Here is a 19,021-nt window from a genome sequence, read left to right on the forward strand (position 1 = left end):
CCCGTGGCGGGCGAACGGGGACTGATCGCTCGCCACGCCGGCACGGTGCTGGTCGGCCAACTGGCCGTGATGGCCTTCGGCGTGACCGACACCATCATCGCGGGCCGCTATTCGGAGCACGCGCTGGCCGCGCTCTCGGTCGGTGCGGCCATCTTCGTGAGCGTGTATGTCTCGCTGATGGGCGTGCTGCAGGCGCTGCTGCCGGTGTGGGCCGAACTGCACGGCGCAGGTCGCAGCGGTGAGGTGGGCCGCTCGGTGCGGCAGTCGCTCTACCTGGCCAGCATCGCCATCGCGGTGGGCATGATTGCGCTGCTGCTGCCTGGTGGCGCCCTGCGCTGGACCCAGGTGCCGGCGGAGATGCGCGGCGAGGTCGAGGCCTACCTCGCGGTGCTCGCCTTCGCGCTGGCGCCGTCTCTGCTCTTTCGCCTCTTCAGCACGCTGAACCAAAGTCTGGGCAAACCCCAGCTCGTGACCTGGCTGCAACTGGGCTCGCTGGTCGTAAAGCTGCCGCTGTCGATCTGGTTCACCTTCGGCGGCGCGGGCCTGCCGGCGATGGGTCTCGTCGGCTGCGCCTGGGCCACGCTGTGCGTGAACTGGGCAATGCTCGGCTGCGCGGTCTGGCTGTTGCGCAGCAGCCCCTTCTATCGCGGTTATGCGCTCTGGGAACGCATCGAGCCGCCCGACTGGCACCAGATCCGCCAGTTCGCACGGCTGGGTGTTCCCGGCGGCCTGGCGGTGCTGGTGGAGGTGACCTCGTTCACGCTGATGGCACTCTTCATCGCACGCCTGGGCACCGCCGCGGCGGCCGCACACCAGATCGCCTCGAACCTGCTGGCAGTGGCCTACATGATGCCGCTCTCGCTCGCCATCGCGACCAGCGCGCGGGTGAGCTTCTGGCTCGGCGCCGGCGATCCCGCGAAAGCGCGGCGCGCCTGCCGCCTTGGCTTCGAACTGGCCATGCTGTGTGCGCTGGTTTATGCGGGCGCGATGGTCGCGCTGCGCCACGAACTCGCGAATGTGTACTCGGACAACCCGGCCGTGATCGCGCTGGCCGCCTCGCTGCTGCCCGTCGTGGCGCTCTACCACATCGCCGATGCCCTGCAGACGCTGTGCGTGTTCGTGCTGCGCTGCTACCGGGTAACGCTGGCGCCGCTGGTCATCTACTGCACGATGCTCTGGGGACTCGGGCTCGGCGGCAGCTACCTGCTGGCCTATCGTGGCCTCGGTCCCTGGGCAGCGATGCAATCGCCGCTGGCGTTCTGGATCATGAGCGCCGGCGCATTGGCGCTCACGGCCCTGCTGTTCAGCGCGCTGCTGCGGTGGACGATGAAGAAACGAGCAGGCTAGACCCTGCTCACTTCACCAGCACGCGCGCCTCGCGCACCCGCATAGCCGGGAACACCAGTGCGAACCGGCTCCCCTTGCCCACCGTGCTCTCGATGCGCAGCTCGGTGCCATGCCGCTGTGCGATGTGCTTGACGATCGCCAGCCCCAGTCCCGTGCCGCCGGTCTCGCGCGAACGGCTGCGGTCGATGCGATAGAAGCGCTCGGTGAGCCGCGGAATGTGCTCGGCGGCAATGCCCGGCCCGGTGTCCTTCACCGCGTACTCGCCGCGCCCGTCGGGCAGCACCCGCCAGCTCACCGCCACCTCGCCGCCGCCGGCCGTGTAGCGGATCGCGTTGCTCAGCAGGTTCGACATCGCGCTCTGCAACTCGGTCGGCGCGCCCGATATCTCGGACTCGGCATCGATAGTGAAAGACAGCCGATGACCCAGCGGCGCGAGCCGACCCGACAGGCCGCGCGCCTCATCCTCGCACTGCGCCAGCAGGGCGCGAATGCGGATCCACTGGCTGCCCGAAGGCGCCGCGCTGCCCTCCAGCCGCGACAGCGTCAGCAGGTCGTTCACCAGCGTTTCCATGCGGTGCGACTGCTGCCCCATCAGCGAGAGATAGCGCGTGCGCTCGTCCGCATCGAGCGGCAGGTTCTGCAGCGTCTCGACGAAGCCCGCCAGCACCGTGAGCGGCGTGCGGATCTCATGCGACACGTTCGCCACGAAATCGCGCCGCATCGCCTCGGCCTGCTCCAGCGCCGTGATGTCGCGCGTGAGCAGCATGCGGCGGTTGCCCGCGTAAGGATGCACCTGCACCGACAAGCGCACCGGATGGCTGCGCTGGTGCGTATGGCCCGGGCCGGAAGCGTCGATGACGACATCGCGGCTGTAGTTCCACGACGCCAGGTAGGCCACGAAGGCCGGGTCGCGCACGAGATTGGCCAGGTGCTGCAGCAGGTCGCGCTCGGCGTCGATGCCGAACTGGGCCGCCGCCGTCTGGTTGCACCATTCGATGCGGCCCTGTTCGTCGAGCAGGATCACGCCGTTGGGAGAAGCCTGGATGGCGGCCAGAAATTCCTGCAGGCGGTCTTCGGCCTGGCGGGTCTGCTGCTCGCGGTCGCGCAGCAGCTTGCGGATGCGTTCGGCCAGTTCGCCCCAGACACCGGGTCCACGGGTCGGGAGGCCCGTGGCGTCGTTGCGCAGCACCTGCAGCAGCCGTTCGGCGCGCCAGGCGTCGAGCCCCAGCCACAGCACCGCGCCCAACCAGGCGCCCAGCCATCCGAACTTCCAGCCAAAAATGCCGACAGCGCCCGCGCCTATTGCAAGGGACGCTATTAAAAAAGTAGCAATTCGGAAAGGCATGGCGGGCGATTATCCGCGCCCGCGGCCGAGGGACGCCACGGCGATCAAACCGTGACTTGGGCGGTCAGGCGGTAGCCTGCTCCCCGGACGGTTTCGACCATCGGCGCGGCGGCACCCAGCGATTCGCGCAGGCGCTTGACGTGAACGTCGACCGTGCGTTCCTCGATATAGACGTGGTCGCCCCACACCTTGTCGAGCAGCTGCGCACGGCTGTGCACGCGCTCGGCATGCTGCATCAGGTAGGCCAGCAGCTTGAACTCGGTCGGGCCGACCTTGAGCGCAGCGCCCTGCCAGGTCACGCGGTGCGTGGAGGTGTCGAGCGCGAGCTCGCCGATTTCCACGCGCTCGGTCACCACTTCGGGTGCGCGGCGGCGCAGCACTGCGCGGATACGCGCCAGCATTTCCTGCGTGGAGAAGGGCTTGGTGATGTAGTCGTCGGCGCCGGCATCCAGGCCCGCGACCTTGTCGGGCTCGTCGCCGCGCGCGGTCAGCATCAGGATCGGGATGGCCTTGGTGCGCGGGTCCTTGCGCCACTGGCGCGCGAGCTGCAGGCCGCTCTGGCCCGGCAGCATCCAGTCGAGCAGGATCAGGTCGGGCAGGAAGGCGTCGATTTCGCGCTGCGCTGCGGCACCGTCTTCCGACCAGATCGGCTCGAAGCCGTTGTGGCGCAGGTTGACGGCGATCAGCTCGGCGATCGAGGACTCGTCTTCGACGATCAGGACTCGGGGTTTCTTCATGTTATTTGCTCACTTGCCAGTCACCCCCGGTCCCTTCCAGCGAACGCCGCGGAACCGGCTTCGCCGGGCCGCTGTCGCTACCCCCTGCAAGGGGGTTGGCGGCCACACGAAGTGGACAAGCCTGGGGGTTTGTCATTGAAGCGCGGACTCGATTTCCTGCATCGAAGTGTGCCGCACATCGGCACCCTTGACGATGTAGATGATGAATTCGGCGATGTTCTTGGCGTGGTCACCGATGCGCTCGATGGCCTTGGCCAGGAACAGCAGGTCGAGACTCGCCGAGATGGTACGGGGGTCTTCCATCATGTAGGTGACCAGCTTGCGAACGAACCCATCGAACTCCTTGTCGATCAGGTCGTCGTCCTTCAGGATCGACAGCGCCGCGGCCGTGTCCAGGCGCGCAAAGGCGTCCAGCGCGGTGCGCAGCAGACCCGAGGCCAGGTCGGCGGCGATGCGCAACTCGGTCGTGGGCAGCTGACGGGCCGAACCGCTCTCGATGATCGACTTGACCATGCGCGCGATCTTGTTCGCCTCGTCGCCCACGCGCTCGAGGTTGGCCGTGGTCTTGCTGATGGCGATCAAAAGGCGCAGGTCACGTGCCGTCGGCTGGCGGCGCGCGATGATCGACGAAAGCTCGCGGTCGATGTCGATTTCCATCGCATTGACGCGGTGCTCGGTTTCCATCACGCGGTCGGCCGCCTCGGCGTCGAACTGCAGCAGCGCATACACCGCCGTGTGGATTTGCGACTCGACCATGCCGCCGAGCTCCATCACGCGCGACGAGACGCCGTTGAGTTCGCTGTCGAACTGGCTGGAAAGATGTTTCTCGCTCATGGTGTCTCCTTAGCCGAAACGGCCGGTGATGTAGTCCTCGGTTTCCTTGCGCTGCGGCTTGAAGAACATCTGCTCCGTCGCGCCGAATTCGATCAGGTCACCCAGGTACATGTAGGCGGTGTAGTCGCTGCAGCGGGCCGCCTGCTGCATGTTGTGCGTCACGATGACCACGGTGTACTCGTTTTTGAGCTCGGCGATCAACTCTTCGATCTTGGCGGTCGAGATCGGGTCGAGTGCGGAGCACGGCTCGTCGAGCAGCAGCACTTCGGGCTTGATCGCGATGCCGCGCGCAATGCACAGGCGCTGCTGCTGGCCGCCGGAGAGGCCCGAGCCGCTTTGCTGGAGCTTGTCGCGCACTTCGGTCCAGAGGGCGGCCTTCTTCAGGGCCCACTCGACGCGGTCGTCCATCTCGCTGGCCGAGAGGCTCTCGAACAGCTTCACGCCGAAGGCGATGTTGTCGTAGATCGACATCGGGAACGGCGTGGGCTTCTGGAACACCATGCCGACCTTGGCGCGGATCAGTGCCACGTCCTGCTTGGAGGTGAGCAGGTTCTCGCCGTCCAGGGCGATCGTGCCTTCGGCGCGCTGCTCGGGATAGAGCTCGAACATGCGGTTGAAGGTGCGCAGCAGAGTCGACTTGCCGCAGCCCGACGGGCCGATGAAAGCCGTGACCTTGTTCTCTGGAATCTCGAGGTTGATGCCCTTGAGCGCGTGGAATTTGCCGTAGTAGAAGTTCAGGTCCTTGACCGAGATCTTCGAGCGCGACGGTTGTGCGACGGTATTTGGCATGGGAGATCTTCTTCTTCAGTCAGTGTTTGTTGCGCGTGAGGACCCGCGCCAGGATATTGAGGGCGAGCACGGCGACGGTGATCAGGAACACGCCGGCCCAGGCCAGCTGCTGCCAGTTCTCGTACGGGCTCATCGCGAACTTGAAAATCGTGACCGGCAGGCTGGCCATCGGCTGGCTCACGTCGGCGGTCCAGAACTGGTTGTTCAGCGCAGTGAAGAGCAGCGGTGCGGTTTCGCCCGCGATGCGCGCCACGGCCAGCAGGATGCCCGTGACCACACCGGCGCGCGCGGCACGCAGCGTGATGCTGATGATGACCTTCCACTTCGGCGTGCCGAGCGCGTAGGCCGCTTCGCGCAGGCCCGGCGGCACCAGTTGCAGCATGTTCTCGGTGGTGCGGATCACCACCGGAATCACGATCAGCGCGAGCGCCAGCGCACCGGCCAGGCCCGAGAAGGTCTTGAAATAGGCCACCACCACGGCGTAGACGAACAGGCCGATCACGATCGAGGGCGCCGACAGCAGGATGTCGTTGACGAAGCGCGTGACCGAGGCGAGCCAGCCCTTGGGGTTGTACTCGGCCAGGTAGATGCCGGCCATGATGCCGATCGGCGTGCCCACGAAGGTGGCGAGCATCACCATCACGAACGAACCGAAGATCGCGTTGGCGATACCGCCCGCCTCGTTCGGCGGCGGCGTCATTTCGGTGAAGGTGGCGAGGGCGAGGCCGCCGATGCCAAGGCGCAGCGTTTCCCAGAGGATCCACACGAGCCAGAACACGCCGAACGCCATGGCGGCGAGCGAGAGCGTGAGGGCGATCTTGTTGACCCGGTTGCGCGAAGCAAACCTGGCCTGGCGCATCTCGGTGAGCGCCTTGGCGTTGATGAGGTCTTGCGCAGTGCTCACGACTTGGTTCCTTCGCTCTTCTTCATCTTGGCCAACAGGATCTTGGAAAGCGTCAGCACGACGAAAGTGATGAAGAACAGCACGAGGCCGAGGTACATCAGCGCAGCCTGATGCAGGCCCGCGCCGGCTTCGGCGAATTCATTGGCCAGGGCCGAGGTGATGCTGTTGGCAGCCTCGAACACCGACAGCGAGTTGAGCTGGTTCATGTTGCCGATCACGAACGTGACCGCCATCGTTTCACCCAGCGCCCGGCCGAGGCCGAGCATGATGCCGCCGATCACACCGGCCTTGGTGTAGGGCAGCACGACCTTGGAGACGACCTCCCAGGTGGTGGAGCCGAGGCCGTAGGCCGACTCCTTGAGCAGCGGCGGGGTCACCTCGAACACGTCGCGCATCACCGAGGCAATGAACGGAATGATCATGATCGCCAGGATGATGCCGGCCGACAGGATGCCGATGCCCACGGGCGGGCCGGACACCAGGGCGCCCAGGTACGGCACGCCGGTCAGCAGCTTCTGCAGCGGCTGCTGCACCCAGGTCGAGAGAATCGGGCCGAACACCAGCAGGCCCCACATGCCGTACACGATGGACGGCACGGCGGCGAGCAATTCGATGGCCGTGCCCAGCGGGCGCTTGAGCCAGTTGGGCGACAGCTCGGTCAGGAAAAGGGCAATGCCGAAGCTCACCGGCACCGCGATCACCAGCGCGATGATCGAGGTGGCCAGCGTGCCGTAGATCATCACGAGGCCGCCGTACTCTTCCTTGACCGGATCCCACGTGCTGTTGGTGAGAAAGCTGAGGCCGTACTTGGAAATGGCGGGCCAGGCACCGGCGACCAGTGACACCAGGATGCCGATCAGCATCGCCAGCGTCAGCAGCGCGGCGCCCTTGGCGGCCCAGCCGAAGATGCGGTCGGCCATGGGACCGGAACGCGGCGCTTTCGCCGGCGGTGGCAGCGCAGTGGCGCGGCCACGGTCGGCCGCGAGGTCGTACGTGGCGGCAGCAGGAAGAGTGGATGACACGGGTCGCTCCGGCAAAGACGAAAGCGACGCGTCCTCGAGCGATGTGCTGCTCATGGATGCGCCGCGTTCTGGACTGGTGGGTGGAAGGCTTACTTGAACGCGACGGGCTTGCCCGATGCGTCCTTCACGTCACCCCATGCCTTGGCGATGGTGGCCTTGACGGCGTCGGGCATCGGCACGTAGTCGAGGTCGTCAGCGGTCTTGTCGCCACCCTTGTAGGCCCAGTCGAAGAACTTGAGCACGGTGGTCGCGTTGGCGGGCTTGTCCTGCACCTTGTGCATCAGGATGAAGGTGGCGCCGGTGATGGGCCATGCGCCCTTGTCGGCCTGGTTGGTCAGCACTTGGTAGAAGCTCTTGTTCCAGTCGGCAGCAACGGCGGCAGCCTTGAAGGCGGTGTCGTCGGGCGAGACGAAGTTGCCGGCGGCGTTCTGCAGCTGGGCGTAGACCATCTTGTTCTGCTTGACGTAGGCGTACTCGACGTAGCCGATCGAGTTGGGCAGGCGGCCCACGAAGGCTGCGACGCCTTCGTTGCCCTTGCCGCCCGCGCCGGTGGGCCAGTTCACGGCCGTGCCTTCGCCGACCTTGGTCTTCCACTCGGAGTTGACCTTGCTCAGGTAGTTGGTGAACAGGAAGCTGGTGCCCGAACCGTCGGCACGGCGAACCGGGGCGATGGCAGCGTCAGGCAGGGCGAGCGAACCGTTCAGCGCCTTGATGGCGGGGTCGTTCCACTTGGTGATCTTGCCCAGGTAGATGTCGCCCAGGACCTGGCCGTTGAGCTTCAGCTCGCCGGGCTTGATGCCGGTGATGTTGACCACGGGGATCACGCCGCCGATGACGGTGGGGAACTGCATCAGGCCCTTGGCCTGGAGTTCGTCGTCCTTCAGGGGAGCGTCCGAAGCGCCGAAATCGACGGTCTTGGCTTCGATCTGCTTGAGGCCAGCGCCCGAGCCGACCGACTGGTAGTTGATCTTGACGCCGGTGGCCTTGTTGAAGTCCGAAGCCCACTTGGCATACAGCGGTGCCGGGAAGCTGGCGCCGGCGCCGGTCACGTCTTGTGCGAGGGCGGGAATGGAGAACAGCGCGGCCACGAGACCGGCGGTTGCAAATTTGAACGTCGTTTTCATGAAGCTTCCTTTTTAGAAGTAAGAAGTAGTCCCTTTCGGGCTTGGAACGCACTCTAGAAAGCTTGTGTGACATCAATATGACACCCCTCTGTCGAGGGAGAATGGCCATCTTTCCCCCGCCGGACGTGTGACGCTGTCACATAACCGTCATGCGTTGCGCCTAGCCTTCCAACCTCGCCGCTGAGTGATTCGGGAGGCGGCGCGCCTGTCACGGCGCTACGATCAAAGACAACACCGCCCTCTTCACTACAACTACATGCAAAACGGCACCCGCCTCGCCGCAGTCGATCTCGGTTCCAACAGCTTCAGGCTCGAAATCGGACAGGTCGACCACGGCCAGATCCACCGCACCGAATACCTGAAGGAAACGGTGCGCCAGGGCAATGGCCTGGACAGCGCACGCAATCTCACGACCGAAGCCATGCAGCGCGGCTGGGACGCGCTGGCGCGTTTCGGCGAGCGCCTGGCCGGCTTCAAGCGCTCGCAGGTGCGCGCCGTCGCCACGCAGACGCTGCGCGAAGCGCGCAACCGCGAAGAATTTCTGCTGCGCGCGCGCACCATCCTGGGCTTCGGCATCGACGTGATCCCGGGCCGGGAAGAAGCCCGCCTTATCTATCAGGGCGTGGCGCACATGCTCCCCCACACCGACGCCTCCGACCGCGAGCGCCGCCTGGTGGTGGACATCGGCGGGCGCTCCACCGAAATGATCATCGGCCGCGCGCTCGATGCCGAGCTGATGGAGTCCTACCGCGTCGGCAGCGTCGCCTGGTCGATGAAGCACTTCGCCGAGGGCCAGTTCACGCCTGCCGCCTTCCGCGCCGCCGAAGTGGCCGCCAAGGCGGTGCTGGACGACGCGCTCGGCAGCTACACCCGCGACCAATGGGACGTGGCCTACGGTGCCTCCGGCACCATCGGCGCTGTCGGCGACGTGCTGGCCGCGGCCGGCGCGGAGCCCGGCCTCGTCACCCGCGAGGGCCTGGACTGGCTGCTCGACCGCCTGCTCAAGGCGGGCAGCGCCGACAAGCTGCGCATCGACGGCATGCGCGAAGACCGCAAGGCCGTGATCGGCGGCGGCGTGAGCGTCCTGCGCGCGGTGTTCGACCTGCTCGGCATCGAAGAAATGAAGGTTGCCCAGGGCGCCCTGCGCCACGGTGTGCTCTACGAACTGCTGGAGCGCGACGAGAGCGTGGCCGACATGCGCACCGCCACGGTGGCGCGGCTCGCCACGCGCTTCGCGGTCGACCCCGCACAGGCCAAGCGGGTGGGCGACGCCGCTGCTTCGCTGTTCGTGCAGCTCGCGCCCGCCGCGCGCGGCGGCAGCACCTCCAACCGCGCGGGCCGCGCATTGCGCAAGCTCGGCTGGGCCGCGCAACTGCACGAGATCGGCGCGCTTGTGTCGCACAGCGACTATCACAAGCACGGCGCCTACATCCTCGACAACACCGACGCGCCCGGCTTCGCGGTGAACGAGCTGCATGCGCTCGGCCAACTGGTGCTGGGACAGCGCGGCAAGCTGCGCAAGCTCGAAGCCTCGCTCGACGACGAGACCTTCGTGATGCAGCTGCTCGCGCTGCGGCTGGCCGTGATCCTCTGCCACGCGCGCCGCGATCCCGATCCGCAGGCACTGCACCTCGCCGCGCTGGGCGCACGGGCGTTCACCATCGTGTGCGCGCCTGACTGGGCCGATGCCTATCCGCAGTCGGCCCACCTCCTGCGCGAGGAAGTGCTGGCCTGGCAGAAAACCAGCAACTGGCGCGTGGAACTGACCGGAATCTAAGCACTCCCCCAGGCTTCGCGCACTTCGTGTCGCTTCGCCAACCCCCTCGCCGGGGGCAACACCAGCGGCCCGGCAAAGCCGGTTCCGCGGTGTTCTTGAAAAATGCCCCGCCGCGGACGCGAAGAAAACTTCAGAGCAGCTCGGGCGACTGCACCGTCACCACGACGGTCTGCACATCGCCGTCGCGCTCGCGGGTGCGGATCCACCACAGTGCGCCCTTGCGCACCGGGCAGCTGTCCTGCTTCAGCCCGAGCAGGAGCGAGATGGCCTGCCCCACCGAGGGCTGGTGGCCAATCATCAGCACGACCGACTTGCCGTTGGGCCAGCCGGCCGCGCCGAGCACCGCATCGGCCGTGGTGTCGGGCGCCAGCTCGCTGCGCAGTTTGTACTTGCGGCCCAGCGCGAGGGCGGTCTGCTCGCAGCGCCGTGCAGGGCTGCAGATGATGCGGGTGCCGTCGGGCAGTTGCCGATCGAGCCAGCTGGCCATGCGCTTGGCCTGCTTTTCGCCACGTGCGGTGAGCGAACGCTGCATGTCGTCACAACCCTCGGTCCAGTCCTCGGCTTCGGCATGACGCCAGAAGATCAAGTCCATGGTCATCGTCTTTCGAACATCAGTTGCTGGATGCATCATCGTGATGCCCTCGTGATGCATAACGGTTCATGAGTGCGGCCTGGGCACCGTGGGCCTCGACCACGCGGGAGGCGCCCGCCTCGCCCGGATGCGTGTCGTGGTCGACGCGCGCGTAGATACCGTCGCCGCCCAGGTCCCAGGCGTCGCGGCCGTCGTGCAGGTAGGCCACCAGGCACTCGTCGATGAGGCGCTGGCGCAGGCCCGGGTCGGTCACGGGCCAGGCGAGTTCGATGCGCCGCATCATGTTGCGGTTCATCCAGTCGGCGCTCGAGAGGTAGAGCGATTCGTCCTCGCCGTTGCGGAAATAGAAGACCCGCGAATGCTCGAGGAACCGCCCGATCACCGAGCGCACGCGGATGTTGTCGGTGAGGCCCGGCACCTGTGCCGGCAGCGTGCAGGCGCCGCGCACGATCAGGTCGATCTTCACGCCCTTCTGCCCCGCGAGGATCAGCGCGGCGATCAGCGCGTCGTCGGTCAGCGCGTTCATCTTGGCGACGATGCGCGTCGGCTCACCGTTCGATGCGGCCAGGCCCAGCGCGTCGATCTGCGCAACCAGGTTCTTGTGCAGGTCGAAGGGCGCGAGCCACATGCGGTTGAGCTTGGGTAGGCGGCTCTGGCTCGCCAGGTGGACGAACACCGCCTCCATGTCGGCCGTCAGCAGCGGATCGGCCGTGAGGTGGCTGATGTCGGTGTAGAGCCTGGCGGTGCGCGGGTTGTAGTTGCCGGTGGAAAGATGGCCGTAGCGGCGCAACTGCTTGCCCTCGCGGCGCGTCACCAGCAGCATCTTGGCGTGGGTCTTCAGGCCCACCACGCCATACACCACCTGCGCGCCGATCGACTCGAGCATCTCGGCCCAGTTGATGTTGGCCTCTTCGTCGAAGCGCGCCTTGAGCTCCACCACCACGGTGACTTCCTTGCCCCGGCGCACGGCTTCGCGCAGCAGGTCCATCAGCTCCGAATCGGCGCCGGTGCGGTAGATAGTCTGCTTGATGGCCAGCACCTGCGGGTCGAGCACCGCTTCGCGCAGGAAGGCGAGCACACCATCGAAGCTCTCGAAGGGCTGGTGGATCAGCACGTCACCGCGCTGCAGGCGCTCGAAGAACGATTGGGCGGGCGACAGCGTGACCGGAAACGACGCGGAATACGGCGGAAAGCGCAGTTGCGGCTCTTCGATCAGGTCGATCAACTGCGTGAGCCGGGCCAGGTTCACCGGCCCATGCACGCGGTAAAGCGACTCAGGCGGCAGGTTGAACTGCGCCAGGAGAAAGCTCGCGAGCGATTCGGCGCAGCTGGCCGACACCTCCAGGCGCACGGCCTGTCCGTAGTGGCGGTGCTGCAGGCCTTGGCGCAATGCGGTGCGCAGGTTCTTGACGTCTTCCTCGTCCACCGCGAGATCGGAATGCCGCGTGACGCGGAACTGCGAGAAGTCGCCCACCTCGCGGCCCGGGAACATGCTCGACAGATGGGCCCGCACCACGCTCGACAGCGCCACGAACAGCGTCTTGCCGTCCGACACCTTGGCCGGCATGCGGATCAGGCGCGGCAGCACGCGCGGCAGCTTGACGATCTGGATCGGGTTCTCGCGCCCGAAGGCGTCCTTGCCGCCCAGCCGCACGATGAAGTTGAGCGACTTGTTGGCCACCTGCGGAAACGGATGCGCCGGGTCCAGCCCGACGGGGATCAGCAGCGGGCGCACCTCGCGCTCGAAATACTCGCTCACCCATTTGCGCTGCGCCGGATTGCGCTCGCCGTGCGAAATGATGTGGATGCCGTGCGTCGCGAAGGTCGGCATCAGCTCGTCGTTGTACAGCGCGTACTGGCGTGCCACCAGCGTGTGCGCCGCCTCGGCCAGTTGTTCGAACGAGTCGACGGTGTAGGTGCCCTTCTGGTCACCGGCGCTGCCGGCGATCAGGTGCGGCGCGGCGCGGACCTCGAAGAACTCGTCGAGGTTGGAGGACACGATGCACAGGTAGCGAAGACGCTCGATCAGCGGGACCTCGGGCCGGTGGGCCCAGTCGAGCACGCGCTCGTTGAACGACAGGATGCTGTGATCCCGGTCGAGCAGGGTGAATGTGGGCGCCGCGACGGCGAGCGACCGGTCTGCGGGGGCTGGTGACATGGGCACTGATTCTGGAGCAAGCGGCACGGGAGCAGACGTAGACTGAAATATGACAGTGTCTATGTCATTTGTGACAGTTGAATGACGTTCATGTGACGCCGCATCCCCCGCCTTGTGCGGCTCCATCATGCCCGGCGGGAGGGCGGGCGGCCCGTCGTCAGGACGGACGCCCACCGGTTTCATGCGCCGAGAAAGTGCTTGCGGTAGCGCGCCGGCAGATCGTCGATGCGCATCAGCATCGGCAGGTCGGCGGCGTTGAAGTCCGGGTCCCAGGCCGGTGCGCCCAGCACCTTGGCGCCCAGACGCAGGTAACCCTTGATGAGCGCCGGCGGCTCCACGTCGAGCGTACTGTCCAGCCGCTCGACCGGCAGCGGCAGGCGCGGCTGCACCTGATATTGAATCGGCGCCATGTGGCTGGCCGAGACCTGCCGCCAGATGCTGGCGGCCGCGTCACCATTTGTCACACCGTTGTGCGACATCGGAATGCTCGCGCAGCCGATCATGGTGTCCAGCTTGTTGCGGTGCATGAAACCGGCCAGCGCACCCCACAGCGCGAGGATCACCCCGCCCTGGCGGTGTTCGGGATGCACGCAGCTGCGGCCCAACTCGACCATGCGCTCGCGCAGGTCGCGCAGGCGGGTCAGGTCGAACTCGGTGTCGCTGTAGGTGCTGCCGATGCGGCGCGCCTGCGCCGGGGTGAGCACACGGTAGGTGCCGATGACCTGGTTGGTGAGCTCGTCGCGCACCAAGAGGTGCTCGCAGAAGTCGTCGAACAGGTCGATGTCGTGGCCGGCCAGCGGCGAAGAGACACGGGCGCCCATTTCGCCGACGAACACGTCGTAGCGCAGGCGCTGCGCGGCACGCACGTCGTCCAGATGGCGGGCCCAGCCAACCGTGATGCCTTGCTTGGCTTCGACGGGCGGGGGAAGAATGACGGCGGGTGCCTGCGGCACCGACACACGGGCCGCGGTGGAAGCACTGGCTACAGCGACCGTGGGCGCAGGCCACAAGGCCGCGCGCAGCCCGATCTGCGAAAGCGGAAACGTCGGGTTGGGCAGTTCTTTCATGTGGAACCCTTTCTGCCGAGGGAGTCTCCGCACCTGCGATGAAGCCGGCGTGTCAGGAAGATTGCATGCGTATGACGGTGTTACAGCCGGTCTGCGGTACTTCGTCGTCTAATGCGGTGGATTCGCGACATGGAGCTTGGAACACATGGCCACCGCAGCAAACGGCACCGACAGCAGCCGCTTTCACCAAACCTTTCCTGTCCTCAGTGACACCGAGATTGCGCGCATCGCGCGCTTCGGCAGCGTGCAGCAATTCGCGCGCGGCGAGCGGCTTTTTACCGCCGGCGAAACCGGACCCGGCATGTTCGTGCTGCTCAAGGGCGTGGTCGCTGTCACGCAGCGCGACGGGCTCGGCCGCGTGGTGCCGATCGTGCGGCAGGGCCCTGGCGAATTCCTGGCCGAAGTCGGCCAATTGAGTGGCCGCCCTGCCCTGGTCGACGGGCATGCCGATGAAGACGTCGAGGCGCTGCTTGTGTCCCCCCAACAACTGCGCGCATTGCTGGTGGCCGAAGCCGACCTGGGCGAACGCATCACCCGCGCGCTGATCCTGCGGCGCGTGGCGCTGATCGAATCCGGCGCGAGTGGGCCGGTGCTGATCGGCAAGCCGCAGTCGGCCGACATGGCGCGCCTCGAAAACTTTCTGCGGCGAAACGGCTATCCCTATCACCTGGTCGATGCCGCCGAAGACCCCGACGCCGCCGCGCTGCTCGAACAATATGGCACCTGCCAGTTGCTGGCCGTGTGTCCCGACGGTTCGGTGCTCGTGAACCCGGCCGAGGACGCACTGGCGCGCTGCCTCGGCATGGTCGACACCGTCGAGCACAACGAGCTGTTCGACGTGGCCGTGGTCGGCGCGGGGCCGGCCGGCCTCGCCACCGCCGTGTATGCCGCCTCCGAAGGCCTGCGCGTGATCGTGCTCGACTGCCGCGCCTTCGGCGGCCAGGCCGGCGCCAGCGCGCGCATCGAGAACTACCTGGGGTTTCCGACCGGCATCTCGGGACAGGCGCTGGCCGGCCGGGCCTTCGTGCAAGCGCAGAAGTTCGGCGTCGAGATGCTGATTCCGGCGAAGGTCACGTCGCTCGACTGCTCGCGCGAGAACGAGCGCGAAAGCCTCGGCATTGCGCTGGCCGATGGCCGCACGATCCACGCGCGCACGGTGGTCATCGCGAGCGGCGCACGCTACCGGCGTCCCGACGTTCCCCGCCTTGCCGAATTCGAAGGCCGCGGCATCTGGTACTGGGCCTCGGCCATCGAAGCGAAGATCTGCTCGCAACAGGAAGTGGCGCTGGTCGGCGGCGGCAATTCAGCGGGCCAGGCCGCGGTATTCCTCGCGCGCCACGCGGCCAAGGTGAACGTGCTGGTGCGCGGACCCTCGCTGGCCGCCAGCATGTCTCGCTACCTCATCGACCGCATCGAGGCCACGCCCAACATCGAGCTGCAGCCCCACACCGAACTCGTGCGCCTGCATGGCGGTTCGGACGAAGGCCTCACGGGCGCGACGTGGCGCTGTCACACGAGCGGCAACGAGCACGACTGCCCGGCGCGCAACATCTTCCTGTTTGTCGGCGCCGAACCCGAGACCTCGTGGCTCGAGGGGTGCGCGGTCGCGGTCGACAAACACGGCTTCGTGCTGACCGGCGCGCCGGCGAGCAGCGGCTTTCCCGCGCGGCCGGCCACGGCGCTCGAATCCAGCGTGCCCGGCGTGTACGCCGTGGGCGACGTGCGCTCGGGCTCGGTCAAGCGCGTGGGTGGTGCGATCGGAGAAGGGGCTGCGGCGGTGGCGCTGATCCATCAGCACCTGTCGCAGACGACGGCCGTGGCCTGACCCTCTTTCTCCATCAGATACCAATCAAGGAATTCTTCGGTGCCCATCAAAGCCTGCGACCACGTGCCTTCCGCCCTCGCGCAACCCCACACCCAGCGCGGCTGCGAGGACTGCCTGAAGACCGGCGACACCTGGGTCCACCTGCGCCTGTGCGTGCATTGCGGCCACGTGGGCTGCTGCGACTCGTCGAAGAACCGTCATGCCACACGGCATTCGCAGGCAGAGGGGCATCCGGTCATTCAGTCGCTCGAGCCCGGCGAAGACTGGATGTGGTGCAACGCGCACCAGCTGCAGGTGGGCTGAAAGCGCTGCCGCAAGGCGAATTCCCGCGCCGGCACGGGTTTGGATTGGCACGTATATGCTGCCTCCCTCCCATCACACCCCCCCGGAGCCCGAGACATGCCCGCATCGCCCATCGAGGTCTATTCCTGGCCCACGCCCAACGGCCACAAGGTTCACGTCATGCTGGAGGAGTGCGGCCTGCCCTACCACGCGCACCCTGTGAACATCGGCAAGGGCGACCAGTTCGCGCCCGAGTTCCTGCAGATCAGCCCCAACAACAAGATCCCCGCCATCACCGACCCCGACGGTCCGGACGGCAAGCCGATCTCGCTGTTCGAATCGGGCGCGATCCTCGTCTACCTCGCGGGCAAGACCGGCAAGTTCCTGCCCACCGGCGACCGCGAACGCTACGACGTGCTGCAGTGGCTCATGTTCCAGATGGGCGGCGTCGGCCCCATGCTCGGCCAGGCACACCATTTCCGCCTGTATGCGCCCGAGAAGATCGCCTATGCGATAGACCGCTACACCAATGAAGCCAGGCGCATCTACGGCGTGATCGACAAGCAGTTGTCGAAGAGCAAGTTCATCGCCGGCAAGAGCTATTCGATTGCGGACATCGCGATCTTCCCGTGGCTGCGCAGCTGGGAAAACCAGGGCATCACCCTCACCGACTTCCCGCATCTGAAGGCTTGGTTCGACGGTATCGCCGCGCGCCCAGCCGTGCAGCGCGGCGTGAAAGTGCTGGCCGACCTGCGCCAGCCGCTCACCGGCGACAAGGAGCGCCAGGTTCTTTTCGGCAAGACGCAGTACGAGAAACGTTGAGAAAATCCGGAACCGGTCAATATCCGGGCTAGAATCGAGGGCTTGTCGGGGTGTAGCGCAGCCTGGTAGCGCATCTGGTTTGGGACCAGAGGGTCGAAGGTTCGAATCCTTTCGCCCCGACCAAGTTTTCTTTTCAGTGTTTTCGTTTTTGCTTCTGTCCGGCCCGGAATCTGCCCGTAGCTCAGTTGGATAGAGCACCTGCCTTCTAAGCAGGTTGTCGGGGGTTCGATCCCCTCCGGGCAGGCCATCTCAAGAGATCATGACGCTCCACGAGCCGTCATAAGCAGCCCGGCTCCCGGGCCAGCATCTCCTCACGTATAGCGCTTCTCCAGCGCATCCCACTCCGGCTTGCCGACCAGCCGCTGCCTCTCGGCAAAAGTCGTGACCAGCCCGCTCGATTCCAGCACCTGCTTCTCATCGCGCAACACAGTCAGGGCTTTCTGCATCCCGGCGACCGCCCCTTGCAGTGCCGCATTGGCGTAAAGCACGATCCCGTACCCCAGCTCACCCAGATCCGTCGCATTGAAGATCGGCGTCTTGCCCCCGATCACCATGTTCATCAACTGCGGCTTGGCCAGACGCTGCGGCAGCGCACGAATCTCATCTGCAGTGGTAACCGCTTCGACGAACAGGATGTCCGCCCCCGCCTCCGCGAACTTCTGCGCCCGCTCGACCGCAGCCTCGAAGCCATGCACGGCGGCCGCGTCGGTGCGGGCCATGATCAAGAGATCCTGATCCTGCCGCGCATCGACGGCCGCCTTGATCTTGCTGACTGCTTCTTCCGTAGAGATCACTTCCTTGCCCGAGAAATGGCCGCAGCGCTTGGGCGCCACCTGGTCCTCGAACTGGATGCAGTCGGCACCGGCCCGCTCCAGCGTGCGCACCGTGTGACGCACGTTCAGCGCGTTGCCGAAACCCGTATCGGCATCCACGATCAGCGGCACCGACACCGCATCGCGGATGCGCGCCGTGTGGTCAGCGATTTCGGCGAGGCCCATGAAACCCTGGTCGGGCATGCCGAACCACATGTTGGTGACGCCGGCGCCGGTGATGTAGATCGCCTTGAAGCCCAGGTCTTCGACGACCTTGGCCGAGAGCGCATTGAATGCGCCGGGAACGATGAGGCCGCGGCGAGCCTCGGCGAGGGATTTGAGTTGTTTGCGGGTGGACATTCGAGAACTTCCAATCATCAGAAACTGTCGCCGGGTACGCGCACCCAGCCTTCCATCAACACACGGGCGCTTCGGCTCATCAGGGCCTTGGTCACCACCCATTCGCCATCGTCGGCCTTGCGGGCCTCTGCGCCGACGCGCAACGTGCCCGAAGGATGGCCGAAGCGCACGGCCTGGCGCTCACCGCCACCGGCCGCGAGGTTCACCAGCGTGCCGGGAATCGCCGCGGCCGTGCCGATGGCGACTGCCGCCGTGCCCATCATGGCGTGGTGCAGCTTGCCCATCGAGAGCGCACGCACCAGCAGGTCGATATCCGCCGCCTGCACCGCCTTGCCACTGGAAGCCGTGTAGTTCTTCGGCGGTGCGACGAAGGCGACCTTGGGCGTGTGCTGGCGCTTGGCCGCTTCGGCGATGTCCTTGATGAGCCCCATCTTCACAGCACCGTATGCGCGGATGGTCTCGAAGATGGCCAGCGCCTTCGCATCGCCGTTGATCGCGTCCTGCAGTTCGGTGCCCGTGTAGCCGATGTCGCCGGCGTTGACGAAGATGGTGGGAATGCCCGCATTGATCAGCGTGGCCTTGAACGTGCCAACACCGGGCACTTCGAGGTCGTCGACCACCTTGCCGGTCGGGAACATCGCGCCGCCGCCTTCACCATCGCCCTGGTCGGCCGGATCGATGAATTCGAGCGGCACTTCGGCCGCGGGGAACGTGACGCCATCGAGTTCGAAGTCGCCGGTCTCCTGCGCCTCGCCCTCGGTGATCGGCACATGGGCCACGATGGTCTTGCCGATATTGGCCTGCCAGATGCGCACGGTGCAGATGCCGTTCTGCGGCACGCGCGCACGATCGATCAGCCCCTGCGCAATCGCGAACGGCCCGACCGCCGCCGACAGGTTGCCGCAGTTGCCCGACCAGTCGACAAAGGCGCTGTCGATGGAGACCTGGCCAAAGAGGTAGTCGACGTCGTGGTCCGGCCGCGTGGAGCGCGACAGGATCACGGTCTTGGAGGTGGACGAGGTGGCCGCGCCCATGCCGTCGATCTGCTTGGCGTAGGGGTCGGGGCTGCCGATCACGCGCAAGAGGAGCGCGTCGCGCGCCGGGCCGGGTTGCTGCGCTGGCTTGGGCAGGTCCTGCAGGCGAAAGAACACGCCCTTGCTGGTGCCGCCGCGCATGTAGACGGCGGGAATCTTGATCTGGGGAACGGATGCCATGGAGTTGATG

General features: G+C 66.3%; 17 protein-coding genes and 2 tRNA genes. 7 read left to right on the forward strand and 12 right to left on the reverse strand.

The features are described from left to right. The first annotated feature begins 3 nt into the window (after positions 1-3). Positions 4-1,347, forward strand: coding sequence for an MATE family efflux transporter (locus NU688_RS09805; protein WP_257860344.1), 1,344 nt, complete (start codon positions 4-6; stop codon positions 1,345-1,347). 7 nt (positions 1,348-1,354) lie between these two features. Here NU688_RS09805 and phoR read toward each other — a convergent pair whose 3' ends face one another. The 7 genes from phoR to pstS form a co-directional block, all read right to left on the reverse strand. Beyond that, positions 1,355-2,692: a phosphate regulon sensor histidine kinase PhoR gene (gene phoR / locus NU688_RS09810; RefSeq protein ID WP_257860345.1), complete on the reverse strand. Its 1,338-nt coding sequence runs from the start codon at positions 2,690-2,692 to the stop codon at positions 1,355-1,357. A 44-nt stretch (positions 2,693-2,736) separates the two neighbouring features. Further along, positions 2,737-3,429, reverse strand: a complete 693-nt coding sequence (gene phoB / locus NU688_RS09815; protein ID WP_056580146.1) for a phosphate regulon transcriptional regulator PhoB — start codon at positions 3,427-3,429, stop codon at positions 2,737-2,739. A 132-nt stretch (positions 3,430-3,561) separates the two neighbouring features. Then, positions 3,562-4,263: a phosphate signaling complex protein PhoU gene (gene phoU / locus NU688_RS09820; RefSeq protein WP_013540927.1), complete on the reverse strand. Its 702-nt coding sequence runs from the start codon at positions 4,261-4,263 to the stop codon at positions 3,562-3,564. Positions 4,264-4,272: 9 nt separating this feature from the next. Continuing rightward, the gene (gene pstB, locus NU688_RS09825; RefSeq protein ID WP_093435048.1) at positions 4,273-5,052 is read right to left on the reverse strand and encodes a phosphate ABC transporter ATP-binding protein PstB; all 780 of its coding nucleotides are present in this window, start codon (positions 5,050-5,052) and stop codon (positions 4,273-4,275) included. A gap of 19 nt (positions 5,053-5,071) precedes the next feature. After that, complete coding sequence (gene pstA, locus NU688_RS09830) at positions 5,072-5,956, reverse strand: phosphate ABC transporter permease PstA (protein WP_257860347.1); 885 nt, start codon at positions 5,954-5,956, stop codon at positions 5,072-5,074. Continuing rightward, the gene (gene pstC, locus NU688_RS09835) at positions 5,953-7,032 is read right to left on the reverse strand and encodes a phosphate ABC transporter permease subunit PstC (RefSeq protein WP_257860348.1); all 1,080 of its coding nucleotides are present in this window, start codon (positions 7,030-7,032) and stop codon (positions 5,953-5,955) included. The genes pstA and pstC overlap by 4 nt, the downstream gene beginning before the upstream one ends. Positions 7,033-7,067: 35 nt before the next feature. Further along, the gene (pstS, locus tag NU688_RS09840) at positions 7,068-8,102 is read right to left on the reverse strand and encodes a phosphate ABC transporter substrate-binding protein PstS (protein WP_257860349.1); all 1,035 of its coding nucleotides are present in this window, start codon (positions 8,100-8,102) and stop codon (positions 7,068-7,070) included. A gap of 256 nt (positions 8,103-8,358) precedes the next feature. Between pstS and NU688_RS09845 the strand changes: the two genes are divergently transcribed. Continuing rightward, complete coding sequence (locus tag NU688_RS09845) at positions 8,359-9,879, forward strand: Ppx/GppA phosphatase family protein (RefSeq protein ID WP_257860350.1); 1,521 nt, start codon at positions 8,359-8,361, stop codon at positions 9,877-9,879. Between the two features lie 130 nt (positions 9,880-10,009). Here the strand turns inward: NU688_RS09845 and NU688_RS09850 are convergent, their stop codons facing one another. From NU688_RS09850 to NU688_RS09860, 3 genes are all read right to left on the reverse strand, one after another. Continuing rightward, on the reverse strand, positions 10,010-10,471 hold the full coding sequence (locus NU688_RS09850; RefSeq protein ID WP_257860549.1) for a histidine phosphatase family protein: 462 nt from the start codon (positions 10,469-10,471) through the stop codon (positions 10,010-10,012). Positions 10,472-10,490: 19 nt separating this feature from the next. Beyond that, positions 10,491-12,629: a polyphosphate kinase 1 gene (gene ppk1, locus NU688_RS09855; RefSeq protein ID WP_257860351.1), complete on the reverse strand. Its 2,139-nt coding sequence runs from the start codon at positions 12,627-12,629 to the stop codon at positions 10,491-10,493. A gap of 179 nt (positions 12,630-12,808) precedes the next feature. Next, positions 12,809-13,696, reverse strand: coding sequence for a GNAT family N-acetyltransferase (locus tag NU688_RS09860; RefSeq protein ID WP_257860352.1), 888 nt, complete (start codon positions 13,694-13,696; stop codon positions 12,809-12,811). A 145-nt stretch (positions 13,697-13,841) separates the two neighbouring features. Between NU688_RS09860 and NU688_RS09865 the strand changes: the two genes are divergently transcribed. The 5 genes from NU688_RS09865 (at position 13,842) to NU688_RS09885 (ending at position 16,872) form a co-directional block, all read left to right on the forward strand. Beyond that, complete coding sequence (locus NU688_RS09865; RefSeq protein ID WP_257860353.1) at positions 13,842-15,521, forward strand: FAD-dependent oxidoreductase; 1,680 nt, start codon at positions 13,842-13,844, stop codon at positions 15,519-15,521. A 39-nt stretch (positions 15,522-15,560) separates the two neighbouring features. Continuing rightward, positions 15,561-15,824, forward strand: a complete 264-nt coding sequence (locus NU688_RS09870; RefSeq protein ID WP_257860354.1) for a UBP-type zinc finger domain-containing protein — start codon at positions 15,561-15,563, stop codon at positions 15,822-15,824. 96 nt (positions 15,825-15,920) lie between these two features. Beyond that, on the forward strand, positions 15,921-16,625 hold the full coding sequence (locus NU688_RS09875) for a glutathione binding-like protein (RefSeq protein ID WP_257860356.1): 705 nt from the start codon (positions 15,921-15,923) through the stop codon (positions 16,623-16,625). Between the two features lie 46 nt (positions 16,626-16,671). Beyond that, positions 16,672-16,748 (forward strand) — tRNA-Pro (locus tag NU688_RS09880). A 47-nt stretch (positions 16,749-16,795) separates the two neighbouring features. Beyond that, positions 16,796-16,872: transfer RNA gene (locus NU688_RS09885), tRNA-Arg, on the forward strand. Positions 16,873-16,936: 64 nt separating this feature from the next. Here NU688_RS09885 and NU688_RS09890 read toward each other — a convergent pair. Then, the gene (locus NU688_RS09890) at positions 16,937-17,797 is read right to left on the reverse strand and encodes an oxaloacetate decarboxylase (RefSeq protein ID WP_257860357.1); all 861 of its coding nucleotides are present in this window, start codon (positions 17,795-17,797) and stop codon (positions 16,937-16,939) included. A gap of 17 nt (positions 17,798-17,814) precedes the next feature. Then, the gene (gene prpF, locus NU688_RS09895) at positions 17,815-19,011 is read right to left on the reverse strand and encodes a 2-methylaconitate cis-trans isomerase PrpF (protein WP_257860358.1); all 1,197 of its coding nucleotides are present in this window, start codon (positions 19,009-19,011) and stop codon (positions 17,815-17,817) included. Positions 19,012-19,021 lie beyond the last annotated feature (10 nt).

The sequence above is a fragment of the Variovorax sp. ZS18.2.2 genome (assembly GCF_024701975.1).
In the GTDB taxonomy this organism is placed as follows: Bacteria; Pseudomonadota; Gammaproteobacteria; order Burkholderiales; family Burkholderiaceae_C; genus Variovorax.